This window comes from Flavobacterium ajazii, assembly GCF_010614725.1.
Lineage (GTDB): Bacteria > Bacteroidota > Bacteroidia > Flavobacteriales > Flavobacteriaceae > Flavobacterium > Flavobacterium ajazii.
On sequence record NZ_JAAEHL010000012.1, the window covers coordinates 94,329 to 108,670 of the forward strand.

Here is a 14,342-nt window from a genome sequence, read left to right on the forward strand (position 1 = left end):
TCAATTTCAAATTGACAAAATGAAAAAACTAAGCTTAATCATTTTATTTTTTATTTCAATAAATATAACAGCACAAGAACCGGAAGAATATAAAAAATACATCGATCAACTAAAAAAGGAAACCAAAATTGACTCTCAGGACAAAGCTGTTTTTGATTTACTTCAGGAATTTTATAATCAGGTTTTGCAATCGGATTTGGGTGAGTTGAATCCTGAAGTTTCAACAAAATTTGAAAAACTGTATCAAAATCCAAAAGCCAGCAATTACCATCTTTTGGTAATGTTTATGATTTATCAGGATCATATTACGCAGACAGCAGCAGCAGGAAAAATGTCAAATGCAAAATTTCAGGTTGATTTGATGAATGATTTGGAGCATGAATTTAAAACGGTCTACAACAAAGTTCCGGCAATCGTTTACATCTATAAAACTGAAGCATTTAACTCAAATAATCAGCCAGCTGAAGCCTTATCCAATATAAATACTGCTTTAACGGCCTACCCGGATTCTGTACCGCTTAAGGTTTATAAATATCTGAATACAAAAAATCCTGAAATTAAAAATGATTTGGTTAAAAATCATTCCAGTCACTGGATGGTGAAGCAATTTGAAATTAAGTAAATGAACAATCCGCCTGAATATAATCTTATTAAGCCAGATACAGCGCTTGCAGATTTTGTATATTGTTTTTCTTCGCTGCATAATTTGTCCGGTTTTAATGAAGGAGTCATTATTCCGAATGGAAAAATTGATTTATTGTTCTGCAAAACAACAGATAATCAGTTTCAGATTATGCTTATGGGACTGGAAACAAAACCCAAGCCAATGCCCAAAACAAATATTGAAATGTTTTTTGCTGTAAGTTTCAATCCGCTTGCTTTAGAATATATTTTTCATGATTCGATTGCCCAATTGGTAGACAGCGGAAAAGAACTGCCAAATAATTTTTGGGATTTCAATATAAACGACCTTGATAATTTTCAGGCATTCAGTCAAAAAGCTTCTCAAAAAATCAAATCACTTCTGCCAAAAGAAACTGATTTACGAAAACACAAACTCTTTGAATTAATTTTTGCTGCAGATGGCGAAATAAACATCAAACATTTATCTGAACAAATATCCTGGAGCGAAAGGCAAATCAATCGCTATTTTAATCAGCAATTAGGAATTTCATTAAAAACCTATTGCAGTATCCTGCGTTTTCAGGCTTCGTTGCATCACATTAAAGACGGAAAACTTTCTCCACAACTCAATTTTACAGATCAGTCACATTTTATAAAGGAAATAAAAAAGCTTTCGGGCGTATCTCCCAAGGAATTGTTTAAAAATCAAAATGACCGTTTTTTACAATTTTTGGTCTATCACAAGAAATAATTTTGCAGCATAAAATTTAAAATTATGCTTTTAGAAAATAAAAAAATTGCCATTATCGGAGGTGGTCCAGGCGGATTAACACTTGCCAGACTTCTTGAATTAAAAGGATTAAACGTAAAAGTATTCGAAAGAGATCTCAATAAAGATGCTCGTGTTCAGGGTTCTCCACTCGATCTTCATGAGGATTCAGGATTAGCTGCAATCAGCAAAGCCGGTTTACTGGATGAATTCAAAAAAAATTATATGCCTGGTGCTGACCGAATGCAAATTATTAATGAAGAAGCAGAAGTTTTCTTCAGCGATCATGACGGAAAACCCGAAGAAAATTTTGGACATGAACATTTTCGTCCGGAAATAAGCAGAGGCGCCTTACGTAAAATACTATTAGAATCCTTACAGCCTAAAACAGTTGTCTGGAACAGCCATTTTATTTCGATGGAACCAAAAGATGAAGGCTGGCTGATTTATTTCAAAAACGGAAATTCAGAATATGCAGATCTTGTTATTGCTGCTGACGGAGCCAACTCTAAAATTCGCCCTTATATCACAGACATCAAAGCTTTTTATTCCGGAATTACAATGCTCGAAGGCACTATTTATAATGCATCGGCAACAGCTCCAAAAATGAATTCTTTACTTCGTGGCGGAAAAATAATGGCCTTCGGAAAGAGCAAAAATCTTTTAATGGGGCAAAAAGGCGATGACGAAATTGGTTTTTACGCAAGTTTCAGAACAGATGAAAAATGGGCTGAAAACAGTGGTTTGGATTATTCTGATAAATCACAATTATTAGCCTGGTTCAAAAAAGAATATCCGGAATGGAGCACAATCTGGCACGAATTGTTTGAAGGTGCTGCAATGCCGTTTATCCCCCGCCCTATTTACTGTATGCCATTAGATCAAAACTGGAAAAGTATGCCAAATGTGACAATGCTAGGCGATGCTGCACACGTAATGCCTCCGTTTGCAGGCGAAGGAGTAAATATGGCCATGAGGGATGCTCTGGAACTAAGCGAACTTTTGACTTCAGATAAAACGATACATGAAGCGATTACTGTTTACGAAAACAACATGCGTTTAAGAGCTTCAGAAATAGCCCGGGAATCTCTTCAAAATGGTGAACGAATGCATTCAGAAAATGCTTTGGAAACCATGCTTGGCTTTTTTGGAAGTCATTAAAGAAGAAGCTGTTTTATGACATGACTATATTAAAACAGTAAGTGCCATCCTGAGCGGAGTCGAAAACTTATGAAACGCTAAGAGTTTCGACTCAGATCAGGATCATATTAAAATCTAAATGTTGTTTTTTAATCAATTTTAGACAGCGGATCATTAGCAACAAAAGTTTGTCTTTTTTTCATAACTTAGTTTGTGTAACCTAAACTTAAAACATGAAACCATCCGCCTCTATCCTTTTTATTTTCACAGCATTTATCTTATTAAGCTGTTCGACTACAACCAAATACAGAATCACAGAAAATTATATACCTGATGACCCTGCTTTATACAAAACTATTGTCAGTTTAGACAGCGCTTTTTTTGGTGCTTATAATACCTGTGATGTAAATCTTGAAAAATACAGTTCGTTTTATTCTGAGAATATAGAGTTTTTTCATGATAAAGGTGGTTTTATGAATTCTAAGGAAGATATCGTTTCAGCAACCAAAAAGAATGTCTGCGGAAAAGTAACCCGGGAACTGGTGAAAGGCAGTATCGAAGTTTATCCTATAAAAGATTACGGAGCTGTAGAAATTGGATTCCATAAATTTCAAAATAAAGAAGAACCAAACAGTGTTTCAAAAATTGGTAGGTTTACCATTATTTGGAAAAAGGAAAACAACGAATGGAAAATTACAAAAGTAATTAGTCTACATTAAGTTACTGTCTAACAATGTTTTTTCATAAATTAGTACAGTCCAGTCGGATGTTATAACCGATTTCATATTCAAAAGTAACTGGACGTTGTATGTGTAATTTTAAAATATCATTACGATGACAAAATTAGTTACGCTTACCCTGTTTTTTTTGATGACTTTTCTTGCCTTTGGACAGAAAGGAAAATTTGATCTTGCTGTAAAAAACGCAAAAGTGTTTGACAGTAAAAAAGGCACCACTTTAGCAAACCAAACGATTCTGATTAAGGATTGGATTATTGTTAAAGTAACCAGCAAACAAAAAAACTATTCGGCTGTAAAAACTATTGATGTCGGCGGAAAACTGGTAACCCCGGGATTTGTCGATACTCACATTCATCCCACCGATGTTTATCGCACTTATGGTAAATTGCCTGAATATTTGCCAAAAGATTCCTTAACACTTTATAGAAAACGACTTTCGGACATTTTTTTGCCTTACGGCGTGACAAATGCCATGATTATGGGACATTCAGAAAAATGGCTCGAACCAATACTTGACTGGCATTCAAACCCCCAACCCAATTATTTAGATATTAGTACTGTTGGCGGGGCATTGGTTTCAAACGAAGGCCGTAAACCCTATATCAATCACGTTATTGCAGATTCTCCCTCAGCAGCCAGAAAAAAAGTGCTGGAATATCATAAATTAGGTCTAAAACATATAAAGCTGTACTGGAAACTAAGAAAACCCGAATTTGAAACCGCATTTAAAACTGCCGACAGTCTCAAAATGAATGTTTACGGACATATTGACCAAAATATCATGTTTATAGACACCACACTGGATATTGGATTAAGAAATTACGAACATCTTTTGACTTTGGTAAACAGTGTCTGGAGGGTTCAGAATGATGACAAAGATTTTAAACTGGAAATGCAAAAATATTACGCTCCGGGTGCAGAAAAAGCAAATCGTCAGTTAGAAAGACTGGAAATGTTTCGCTATATCCACGACAAAAGACCGGAAGCGTTAAACACTTTGATTGATAAACTTTCGAAAAATAAAGCCACATTTTCGACCTCAATCCATTTGATGGCAGAACCCTTCGGATTAACTTATTTTACTACCAAAGCCGATACTTCTTTATCTCCAGAACAATTAGCCCGGTGCAGAGAGAATTTTAAACTATTTATGGGTTATGTAAAACAATCATTTGACAAAGGAGTGCAACTTCGAATTGGCACCGACTGGCCAAGTGGTGGCAAAGTATTCATTTCAGAACTACTACTTTTATCAGAATATGGATTTACGATTCCTGAGATCCTCCAGATTTCAACCCTAAACGGAGCAATAGCTCTAAAACTTGACGATCAATATGGTTCGATTGAGAAAGGAAAAAAAGCCAATTTGCTTATCTGGGATAAAAGTCCTTTTGAAAATTACAAAAACTTTCTTTCAGACAAGATTATTATTAAAGACGGAATTGTTTTTGAACAAAACTAAGAACCTTTTCTCCCAAAAAACTTCAAAAAGATAGTTCTAAGACGTAATAAAAATACTTAATCAAATTTAACAAACAACCTGCTTATTTGTTTTCCACTAAGCAAAAACACAAAAACTAAGAATAATCTTAAAACTACTACAAAAACTGCAAAAATATTTAAGATTTCGCACTTATTTCCTTGATTATATGACATTTTAAGTTGTATTTTCGCCGGACAAAAAAAATATGTTTTCATAATTCTTTATTCTAATTAATATCAGACTTTCGGACAATAAACCTGAATAGATCTGTATTTTTTTTATGCTTTATAAATAAATAAAGAGTTCAAAAAAGTAAACTATACCCTAATTATATTAAATATTAAAAGCCTAAATCTATGAAACAAAATTACATTTTAGCATCATTACTTATGTTGTTGTCTGCCGCTCTGAATGCACAGTCAACTAACGCTCTAAATTTTGACGGTATTAATGATGTTGTTGCTATTAACAATGTTACAACAGCATCATTTACATTAGAAGCCAACATTAAACTATTGAGCAATTCACCTACAGGATCTGTAGCTTATCAGGGAGCCGGAATCATGGATTCAGATGTTGGAGGTAATGCCAATGATTTTGCTTTCTCTGTTCTAAACAATAAATTAAGTTTTTGGGATGGAAGCCTTAATCAAACCTTAAACGGTAATATTAATCTTTTTGATGGAAACTGGCATCATGTTGCCCTGGTTAGAGATGAGAATGTTGGAGCTGCTCTTTATGTTGATGGTGTTTTGGATAATCAGTTAAATGTTGCTAGTGCTGTGGTTTTGAATTCAAATCCTAATATATATATAGGTGCTGCGTATATTGATAGCAGATATTTGAATGTAGATATAGCCGAAGTACGTATTTGGAATACCGCCAGAACAGCAACTGAAATCAATTCCAATAAATCTGTCAGACTAACTTTGCCACAGACAGGTTTAGTTTCTTACTATAAATTCAACCAGGGAACTGCCAACGGAAACAATACATCAGAAACCAGCCTGATTGACGAACTGGGTTCTAACAATGGAACACTTTATAATTTTGCTTTGACCGGTGCATCTTCAAACTGGATAGGAAGTACACTGACATTGTCAACAGACAAGTTTAATGGAGTAAATAATTCTATTAAATTATACCCAAACCCTTCATCAGATTTTATTCAGATTTCTGCCTTAACTAAAACAGAAAATTATGCAATATATAATGTTTCGGGTTCGGAAGTAAAAAGCGGAACAATAGACAGCAATACAAAAATCAACATTCAAAGTTTAACTAACGGAGCCTACTTCTTGAAATTGAATGGCGGCAATGCTATAAAATTTATCAAAAAGTAAAAAACTTTTATAACTTCCAAAACAGCCTCATTTAAAGAAATTTAATTGAGGCTGTTTTTTTTACGATTAAACCATTAAACATCAAAGTATTGTTCTTCTAAAAAACATCATAAAAATTTGCGTAGTCAAATAACTACACTTATATTTGTAGTCAAATAACTTCATAATGAATTTAAGACGAGACGTATTTCAGGCCATTGCCGACCCTACAAGAAGGTCGATACTATTGCTGCTCACTACACAATCAATGACAGCCGGAGCTATTGCATCTAACTTTGATACTGCAAGACCAACGGTTTCAAAACATTTACAGATTTTAACGGAATGTGAATTACTGAGACAAGAGCAGCAGGGAAGAGAAATTTATTATCATTTTAATCCGACTAAAATGAAAGAAATAGCCGATTTCCTTGAGCCTTTCCGCAAAATGTGGGATGATAAGTTTAATAAACTGGAAGAAATCATGAAAAATTATAAAAAAGAATAACTATGGAACAAAAAACAAAGGTAATCGCAGAAAACGGTAAACAGGAATTGACCATAACCCGAGAATTTGACCTTCCTGTTGAATTAGTGTTTAAAGCCTATTCAGAATCGGAACTGATTGAACAATGGATGGGAACTAAAGTACTTAAACTCGAAAGTAAAAAACACGGTAGTTATCAGTTTGAAACTTCACATGAAGGCAATGTCGTTTTCAGGGCAAACGGAGTAATTCATGAGTATGTTTTAAATGAAAAAATCACACGGACTTTTGAAATGGAAAATACTCCATTCCCTGTTCAGCTGGAATACCTTGAATTTGAAAAGTTAACCGAAACGACCAGCAGGCTTACAATACTGCAATTATTTAAGTCTCCTAAATTCAGGGATCAGCTTCTTCAAATGCCTTTTGCGCAGGGAATCAATATGGCCCATAACCGACTTCAGGAAATTATATCATCACTAAAATAATATCAAAATGTCAAAAAGGAACAAAATTATTTACTGGATTGCTACCGTTTGGTTAGTATTAGGAATGGTCTCCACCGGAATCGTTCAGCTTGTTAAAATGAAAGAAGAAGTAGATAAAACCAGTCTGCATTTAGGATACCCTGCCTACTTCTTAACTATTATTGGTATTTGGAAATTGTTAGGATCTGTTGCAGTACTTCTTCCAAAATCAGGGTTGTTAAAAGAATGGGCTTATGCCGGTTTTTTCTTTACGATGACCGGAGCAATTTTCTCCCATTTTGCTGTTGGCGACAGTGCGATTGAATATTTTGGTCCTACATTACTTTTAGCACTTACATTTTTATCGTGGTATTTCAGACCTTCTGACAGAAAAGTATTAACCGTTACCTCAAATCCTTCTTAATCACCAAATATTTCAAATTGGTAGTTCCGGCATTGCTTATGCCATGTTCTGCGTTGGATGGGCAGTATAAACTTGTATTGGGCCCAACCACTACAGTTTTACCATCTAAATAAAAAGATGCAGAACCTTCCAGAATATAAAAGAATTCTTCTTCCAGATGATGGTGCGGTGCGTGTGTTGATTTACCAGGCTCAACAATACTCATTTTGAGGGTATTTTCGAGTGTGAAATTTTTATCAGCAAACCAGTACTGATACCCTACTTTTGTTTTGGTCGCTTTGTCCAGCTCAAAATGATTCACGCAGTTTTCGATGGTGTATTTTGGTTCAGTTGAAACGGTTTCTTTTTTAGTTTCCTGAGAAAATGCTGTTTGCTGAAAAAACAATACAGCAATTGCGGTTTTTATGGTAGTTGATGTTTTCATTTTTTTTGACAATGTTACGAAAAATTGACGTACATAAATACGTTATAAAAAATAATGTATAATCATTAACATGAAGATTAGACTTTTGTTTTAATTTTGTTTACCTATTTTAGTAAACTCTAAAAATCATGAAAGCAATTAATATCACAGCGTATACAAAAAAATTTGAAATTGCAAATGTGAAACCTTACGAACTATCCGAAGAACAGCAGCATATTTTAAATGAACAAGTAACTTCAGATAAAAAACTTTACACCCATGCCGAATCCATTTATACTGATTTAAAGAAAAAGTATGAATTGTAAGGTCATTTTTTCTCCAATTGCTTTAAAAAATTATTGAAGAAACTATTGAATATTATGTATTAAAAGCTAGTAAGAAAGCTACATTAAACTTTCTTAATGATTACAAAAAGGTTTATAAAGCTTTACAGATAAATCCACTTTGTCAGTTTCACGATAATAACCATCGATCGCTATCTTCCTTTTAAAAAATTTCCTTACGTTGCGTTTTTAATTGTTGATGAATTATCGAAGACTGTATTTTTAAATGCTGTTTTTCATACTTCGCAAAATCCAGAAAAATCCCCTGTGAAATAATAGTAAAATTGTTCGCTTCTAACTTTGTCAGAGTTTGAAAATTCGACAAAATTCTTACAAAAAATACACTTTCTCTTTTAGCCCCGATCGAAACGACATCCTTTTTTGTTGGGGTTCAACAAAAAAGATATAGTGCAGAGCGGGACAAAACGTTCTTAAAACAAAAAATGTTCTGCTCCTAAAAAATATTTAAAAACCAAAAGCCCAATAAAATCAAGTCTTTTCAATCTATCTATGGTACGATAAGAAAATATTATGATATTTTTATTTTGTAATACGAAAAACCGCCATACATTTGCCTAACAGTGTTAAACGATTTAATACTTGAATAAAATGGCTAGCAAAGATCGAATTTTAAGACAAAAAGAAGAGACAAGAAATAATATTCTTGGCGCTGCTTATGATATCGTAAAAGATGAAGGCTGGAATGGTTTGAGTATGCGTAAAATTGCCGATAAGATCGAATATACTGCTCCTATTATTTATGAATATTTCTCAAATAAAGAAGCAATTTTAGAAGAACTGACAGGCAAAGGTTTTATTAAACTGACTAAAGAGTTACAGACTGCAATAGATAAGTTTGAAAAACCCGAAGATCAATTAGAAGCCATGTGGATGACATATTGGGACTTTGCTTTTACTAATACTGAAATGTATCAACTGATGTTTGGTGTTCAAATGACTTGCTGTGCACAACGATGTTCGGCTCAGGAGGGACCTTACAAATTATTCACTCAGGTAATTGCTGAAGTAATGAAAGACAGCAATCCGAGTCAAGATATCATAAAACAAAAGTACTTCACTTTCTTTTCTGTTATTCATGGTTTAATCGCCATCAACATCATTAACAAAAGTGATATTTTAGAAACAATTAATGCTCAAATTTTGAAGGATGCCATTGGTGGTATCATCAAATCCATACAATAAAAAAATTTTCAATTTTACTTAACAGTGTAAAATGATTTAAACGGGATAACATAGAATCCTTTTTTTTATAACTTCCACTTAACACTGTTAGAAAATTTAATAGAGGTAATAAAGCTCTTTTTTTAGACTTTTACTTAACACCGTTAAATATTTTAATGCTGGTTTAAGAAGAGAATTGAAAATGATTAAAGTTTGAAAGTTTGCGCACATTTACTTAACAACGTTAGATAATTTAATTCAATTAAATATGAATCCCGAGAATGCCAGAATGCCCCAAGAATTAATCCGAGAAAATGTTCAACCAATTAAAACCACTATGAAAATGAAAAATGTAATTATAACCAGTTTTATTCTGGCATTAGTTTTAAGCAGCTGTGCCGATAAAAATCAAGGTCCAGCGGCTCCGCCTCCACCGGTTTTACCCGTTTTGGCCATTACAAGTGCAAATACAACTACTGACGCTGAATATCCTGCTTCTATACAAGGAACTGTTGACGTGGAGATTCGTCCACAGGTAAGCGGTAATCTTGACCGAATCTTTGTTGACGAAGGTGCTTATGTAAACAAAGGACAGACTTTGTTTAAAATCAATGAGCGTCCGTTCCGTGAGCAGTTAAACAATGCTTTGGCAAGTCTTCATGCAGCTGAAGCGGCTTTAATCAACGCTAATTTAGAGGTTGATAAACTAACTCCTCTTGTACAAAACAAAGTAGTTTCTGATTATCAGTTAAAAACAGCTAAAGCTTCTCAAAAAATTGCTGCTGCTAATATTGAGCAGGCAAAAGCAATGGTAGGTTCTGCTAAAATTAATTTAGGATACACAAACGTAACGGCTCCTGTAAGCGGTTATATCGGAAGACTGCCTAAAAAACAAGGAAGTTTGGTTTCGGCTTCAGATGTTGAAGCTTTGACAACTTTGTCTGATGTTCATGAAGTTTTTGCTTATTTCTCTTTGAGCGAAACAGATTTCATCAACTTTAAATCAAAATATGCTGGGAATTCTTTAGGTGATAAAATCAAAAAATTACCTCCAGTTAACTTGATCTTAGCTGATAATACTGATTATCCAAAAACAGGGAAAATTGATATGGTAGACGGTCAATTTGATAAAACTACAGGTGCTATCACCCTTAGAGCGACTTTCCCAAATACAAACGGAACATTGCGTTCTGGAAACACAGGAAGAATCCGTTTAGGATTAAATCACAACGATGCGATTTTAGTGCCACAATCGGCTACTGTAGAAATGCAGGATAAAGTATTTGTGTTTACTGTTGGAAAAGACAACAAAGTAACCAAAATGCCTATTACCGTTGTGGGGAAAAACGGTACGAATTATTTAATCAAAGACGGTGTGAAAACTGGTGATCAAATCGTGTTAAGCGGTATTGACAAATTACAGGACGGACAAGCAATTCAACCTGAAAAAACAGCTAAAGTTGCCGAAGTAACTAACAAAAAATAATTTTAAAATAAAATGTTCAAAATATTTATACAAAGACCGGTACTGGCAACTGTAATCTCCATTCTATTGGTGATCTTAGGGGTACTGGGTTTAACTAAACTGCCTTTACAACAGTTTCCAGATATTGCGCCTCCATCGGTTTTGGTTACGGCGGTATATCCTGGAGCTAACGCAGAAACGGTTTTACGTTCTGTGGCACCTTCTTTGGAAGAATCTATAAATGGTGTAGAAAACATGACGTACATGAGTTCTACAGCCAGTAACGATGGTACATTAGCGATTACTGTTTTCTTTAAACTGGGAACAGATGCCGATCAGGCAGCGGTAAACGTTCAGAACCGTGTGGCACAAGCGACAAGTCAATTACCTGCCGAGGTGGTACAGCAAGGTGTTATCACGGCAAAACAACAAAATTCTTTCATCATGGCGATTGGTATGTATACCGAAGATGAAGCAAAATACGATCAGACTTTTGTTGCTAACTATGCTCAAATCAATATAATTCCCGAATTGAAACGTATTCCGGGTGTAGGTTCTGCCAGTATTTTTGGAGGTGTAAAAGATTACTCTATGCGTGTTTGGTTAAACCCAACACAAATGGCTACTCATAATGTTACGCCAAGCGAAGTAATGGGCGCGATTCAAGATAAGAGTTTGGAAGCGGCTCCAGGTAAATTTGGAGAGCGAAGCAAAGAAGTTTTTGAATACGTTATTAAATACAAAGGTAAACTTACCAAACCAGAAGATTATCAAAATATTGCTATTCGTTCCAACGCAGACGGTTCTGTTCTTCGTTTAAAAGATGTAGCCAGAGTTGAATTGGGAGCTTACTCTTACAACAGTTTAACTCGTTTGAATGGTAAAAAAGGAATTGTAATTGGGGTGATTCAGTTAGCGGGTTCTAACTCGAATGACATTCAGATTGCGATCAATAAAATGATGGAAAAGGCTTCTAAAGATTTTCCAAAAGGCATAAAACACAATATATTTTACAGTACAAAAGTTTCTCTTGACCAATCTATCGAACAAGTGGAGCACACTTTAGTCGAAGCTTTTATTCTGGTTTTTATTGTGGTATTTATTTTCCTTCAGGATTTTAGATCAACTTTAATCCCGGCTATTGCTGTACCTGTAGCAATTTTAGGAACGTTCTTCTTCATGCAGTTATTCGGATTCTCGATCAACCTTTTAACGCTTTTCGCTTTAATTCTAGCGATTGGTATTGTGGTCGATGATGCCATTGTGGTAGTCGAAGCGGTGCATGCGAAAATGGAGCACAAACATCTGTCTCCAAAAATCGCAACTCATGAAGCAATGCACGAAATCACGGGTGCTATTATCTCGATTACGCTGGTAATGGCTGCTGTATTCCTGCCGGTTGGTTTTATGGAAGGCTCAACAGGGGTTTTCTATCGTCAGTTTGCCTTTACAATGGCAATTGCAATTGTAATTTCGGCTGTTAATGCCTTGACCTTGAGTCCAGCTCTTGCTGCATTATTTTTAAAAGATAATCACGGAGCTCACGATCACGATGCACCTTACGAGAAAAAAGGATTTAAAGAAAAATTCTTTAGTGCTTTTAACAGCAGTTTTGAATCGCTTACCAACCGTTATGTTGGCGGAATTAAATTCTTAATCAGAAAAAAATGGTTGAGTTTAGGTGGATTGGCTGCTATTACTGCTGCAACTATTTTATTAGTAAAAACAACTCCTGCTGGATTTATCCCGACAGAAGATCAAGGATTTATTGCGATTGCTGTAAACACTCCATCGGGAACTTCACTTGACGGAACTCAAAAAGTAATGACCGAAGCTGAGAATACTTTAAGAGGTTTAGACGCTTCAAGATTCGTAACAGCGATCTCAGGTTTCAACTTATTGACCAATTCAACAAGTCCATCTTCTGCAGTAGTTTTTGTTTTATTGAAACCAAACGAAGATCGCGGAGAAGTGAAAAACATTGACGAAATTATGAATCAGGTTCGCGGTAAACTAGGTTCAATTTCGGGAGGAAGTTTCTTCGTATTCAGTTTCCCAACGGTTCCTGGATTTAGTAATGTTGAGGCTTTGGATTTGGTTCTTCAGGATAAAACGGGAGGAAAACTGGATAAATTCAGTGGAATCTCTCAGAATTTTATCGGCGAATTAATGAAACGTCCAGAAATTGCCGTTGCCTTTACTTCTTTCAAAGCAGATTATCCTCAATTACAGTTGGATATCAATGACGAAAAAGCTAATCAATTAGGCGTAAATGTAAAAGACATTTTACAAACCATGCAGGCTTATTTTGGTAGCGCACAGGCATCTGACTTTAACCGCTTTGGTAAATATTACCGAGTTGTAGTTCAGGCCGATATCGCCGACAGAGCCGATCCAACAGCTATTGATCGTGTTTTCGTTAAAAATAAAAACGGCGAAATGGTGCCTATAAATACTTTAGTAAAACTATCTCGTATTTATGGTTCTGAAACCGCTTCTAGATACAATTTGTTTAATTCAATTTCGATTAATGCCATTCCGAAACCAGGATTTAGTTCCGGAGATGCCATTAAAGCCATTGAAGAAGTAGCCGCACAACAATTACCTGCAGGTTACGGGTTTGAATTCTCGGGCCAGACTCGTGAGGAGATTTCGTCTGGAGGACAATCTGCAACTATATTTTTACTGTGTTTGATATTCGTTTATTTCCTACTTGCTGCACAGTACGAAAGTTACATTTTGCCTTTGGCTGTAATCTTATCAATCCCTGCAGGTATTTTTGGAGTATTTGTGGCTATTGGTTTCACTGGAATCGAAAACAACATTTACGTACAAGTTGCTCTTGTCATGCTGATCGGACTTCTCGCCAAAAATGCCATTTTGATTGTGGAATTTGCGGTTCAGAAACGAAAATCAGGACAAGCCTTGGTAAAAGCTTCTATTGAAGCTGCAAAATTACGTCTGCGACCAATTATCATGACTTCTCTAGCTTTCGTAGTTGGTCTTGTACCAATGATGAGTGCCAAAGGACCATCGGCTCAGGGAAATCACTCGATTAGTATTGGAGCAGCGGGTGGAATGCTTTCAGGAGTAATTCTAGGATTATTTATTATTCCAGTATTATTTATTGTATTCCAGCATTTACAAGAAAAATTCAGCGGCAAACCTATTGCTGTAATTCATAATGAAGAAGAAAAATAAAATATGGAAAACTATATCACAACCATTTTAGTAGCCATCATATTTGGCATCGGATATATATCGTACAGACTCTCAAGAGATCTTGAAACCAGAAAAGATACTTGTACAGAAATATAATCTGTTGAGAAAATAATAAACACATAGAAACATAGATAATATATTTTATGTTGAAAAAAGAGATTAGAAGAAACTAGTTTCCACACATAGCAAAACTATGTGCATTTAAAACAAGTGAAACGCCTTTTTTAAACCCTCTAAAACTATGTTTCTATGTGTTTAAAAAAAATCACA

14 protein-coding genes are annotated in these 14,342 nt (G+C 35.0%); 13 read left to right on the forward strand and 1 reads right to left on the reverse strand.

Going from position 1 to position 14,342, the window contains the following annotated elements; translation table 11 throughout:
* The first annotated feature begins 19 nt into the window (after positions 1 to 19).
* From GWR14_RS19495 to GWR14_RS19535, 9 genes are all read left to right on the forward strand, one after another.
* Positions 20 to 622: a hypothetical protein gene (locus tag GWR14_RS19495; RefSeq protein WP_163410818.1), complete on the forward strand. Its 603-nt coding sequence runs from the start codon at positions 20 to 22 to the stop codon at positions 620 to 622.
* Positions 623 to 1,375, forward strand: coding sequence for a helix-turn-helix domain-containing protein (locus tag GWR14_RS19500; RefSeq protein ID WP_163410819.1), 753 nt, complete (start codon positions 623 to 625; stop codon positions 1,373 to 1,375).
* 24 nt (positions 1,376 to 1,399) lie between these two features.
* Positions 1,400 to 2,554 (forward strand): FAD-dependent oxidoreductase, encoded by a 1,155-nt coding sequence (locus GWR14_RS19505; protein WP_163410820.1) that lies wholly within the window; start codon positions 1,400 to 1,402, stop codon positions 2,552 to 2,554.
* 212 nt (positions 2,555 to 2,766) lie between these two features.
* Positions 2,767 to 3,252 (forward strand): nuclear transport factor 2 family protein, encoded by a 486-nt coding sequence (locus tag GWR14_RS19510; protein ID WP_163410821.1) that lies wholly within the window; start codon positions 2,767 to 2,769, stop codon positions 3,250 to 3,252.
* Positions 3,253 to 3,367: 115 nt separating this feature from the next.
* A complete protein-coding gene (locus GWR14_RS19515) occupies positions 3,368 to 4,735 on the forward strand; it encodes an amidohydrolase family protein (protein WP_163410822.1) in 1,368 nt (455 codons plus the stop codon).
* A gap of 377 nt (positions 4,736 to 5,112) precedes the next feature.
* Positions 5,113 to 6,099, forward strand: a complete 987-nt coding sequence (locus tag GWR14_RS19520; RefSeq protein WP_163410823.1) for a LamG-like jellyroll fold domain-containing protein — start codon at positions 5,113 to 5,115, stop codon at positions 6,097 to 6,099.
* Positions 6,100 to 6,265: 166 nt separating this feature from the next.
* Positions 6,266 to 6,586 carry an ArsR/SmtB family transcription factor gene (locus tag GWR14_RS19525; RefSeq protein WP_163410824.1) on the forward strand — a complete coding sequence of 107 codons (321 nt, stop codon included), beginning with the start codon at positions 6,266 to 6,268 and terminating at the stop codon, positions 6,584 to 6,586.
* A 2-nt stretch (positions 6,587 to 6,588) separates the two neighbouring features.
* Positions 6,589 to 7,053 (forward strand): SRPBCC family protein, encoded by a 465-nt coding sequence (locus tag GWR14_RS19530; RefSeq protein ID WP_163410825.1) that lies wholly within the window; start codon positions 6,589 to 6,591, stop codon positions 7,051 to 7,053.
* A gap of 7 nt (positions 7,054 to 7,060) precedes the next feature.
* Positions 7,061 to 7,456, forward strand: coding sequence for a DoxX family protein (locus GWR14_RS19535; RefSeq protein ID WP_163410826.1), 396 nt, complete (start codon positions 7,061 to 7,063; stop codon positions 7,454 to 7,456).
* On the opposite strand, the gene GWR14_RS19540 is transcribed toward GWR14_RS19535, so the two are convergent.
* Positions 7,437 to 7,880: a cupin domain-containing protein gene (locus GWR14_RS19540; RefSeq protein ID WP_163410827.1), complete on the reverse strand. Its 444-nt coding sequence runs from the start codon at positions 7,878 to 7,880 to the stop codon at positions 7,437 to 7,439. The two genes, GWR14_RS19535 and GWR14_RS19540, sit on opposite strands and share 20 nt — an antisense overlap.
* Before the next feature lie 128 nt (positions 7,881 to 8,008).
* Here GWR14_RS19540 and GWR14_RS23740 point away from each other — a divergent pair, with 128 nt between their 5' ends.
* From GWR14_RS23740 to GWR14_RS19555, 4 genes are all read left to right on the forward strand, one after another.
* Positions 8,009 to 8,185 (forward strand): hypothetical protein, encoded by a 177-nt coding sequence (locus GWR14_RS23740; RefSeq protein WP_187356546.1) that lies wholly within the window; start codon positions 8,009 to 8,011, stop codon positions 8,183 to 8,185.
* A 627-nt stretch (positions 8,186 to 8,812) separates the two neighbouring features.
* Positions 8,813 to 9,406 carry a TetR/AcrR family transcriptional regulator gene (locus GWR14_RS19545; protein ID WP_163410828.1) on the forward strand — a complete coding sequence of 198 codons (594 nt, stop codon included), beginning with the start codon at positions 8,813 to 8,815 and terminating at the stop codon, positions 9,404 to 9,406.
* A gap of 247 nt (positions 9,407 to 9,653) precedes the next feature.
* On the forward strand, positions 9,654 to 10,871 hold the full coding sequence (locus GWR14_RS19550; protein ID WP_163410829.1) for an efflux RND transporter periplasmic adaptor subunit: 1,218 nt from the start codon (positions 9,654 to 9,656) through the stop codon (positions 10,869 to 10,871).
* 12 nt (positions 10,872 to 10,883) lie between these two features.
* Positions 10,884 to 14,051: an efflux RND transporter permease subunit gene (locus tag GWR14_RS19555; protein WP_163410830.1), complete on the forward strand. Its 3,168-nt coding sequence runs from the start codon at positions 10,884 to 10,886 to the stop codon at positions 14,049 to 14,051.
* Positions 14,052 to 14,342 lie beyond the last annotated feature (291 nt).

Bases quoted from the DNA above. Each gene is read 5' to 3' on its own strand.
- GWR14_RS19525 (WP_163410824.1), top strand. From the start codon at position 6,266: ATGAATTTAAGACGAGACGTATTTCAGGCCATTGCCGACCCTACAAGA.
- GWR14_RS23740 (WP_187356546.1), top strand. From the start codon at position 8,009: ATGAAAGCAATTAATATCACAGCGTATACAAAAAAATTTGAAATTGCA.
- GWR14_RS19555 (WP_163410830.1), top strand. From the start codon at position 10,884: ATGTTCAAAATATTTATACAAAGACCGGTACTGGCAACTGTAATCTCC.
- GWR14_RS19505 (WP_163410820.1), top strand. From the start codon at position 1,400: ATGCTTTTAGAAAATAAAAAAATTGCCATTATCGGAGGTGGTCCAGGC.
- GWR14_RS19495 (WP_163410818.1), top strand. From the start codon at position 20: ATGAAAAAACTAAGCTTAATCATTTTATTTTTTATTTCAATAAATATA.
- GWR14_RS19545 (WP_163410828.1), top strand. From the start codon at position 8,813: ATGGCTAGCAAAGATCGAATTTTAAGACAAAAAGAAGAGACAAGAAAT.
- GWR14_RS19500 (WP_163410819.1), top strand. From the start codon at position 623: ATGAACAATCCGCCTGAATATAATCTTATTAAGCCAGATACAGCGCTT.
- GWR14_RS19540 (WP_163410827.1), bottom strand. From the start codon at position 7,880: ATGAAAACATCAACTACCATAAAAACCGCAATTGCTGTATTGTTTTTT.
- GWR14_RS19550 (WP_163410829.1), top strand. From the start codon at position 9,654: ATGAATCCCGAGAATGCCAGAATGCCCCAAGAATTAATCCGAGAAAAT.
- GWR14_RS19535 (WP_163410826.1), top strand. From the start codon at position 7,061: ATGTCAAAAAGGAACAAAATTATTTACTGGATTGCTACCGTTTGGTTA.
- GWR14_RS19510 (WP_163410821.1), top strand. From the start codon at position 2,767: ATGAAACCATCCGCCTCTATCCTTTTTATTTTCACAGCATTTATCTTA.
- GWR14_RS19520 (WP_163410823.1), top strand. From the start codon at position 5,113: ATGAAACAAAATTACATTTTAGCATCATTACTTATGTTGTTGTCTGCC.
- GWR14_RS19530 (WP_163410825.1), top strand. From the start codon at position 6,589: ATGGAACAAAAAACAAAGGTAATCGCAGAAAACGGTAAACAGGAATTG.
- GWR14_RS19515 (WP_163410822.1), top strand. From the start codon at position 3,368: ATGACAAAATTAGTTACGCTTACCCTGTTTTTTTTGATGACTTTTCTT.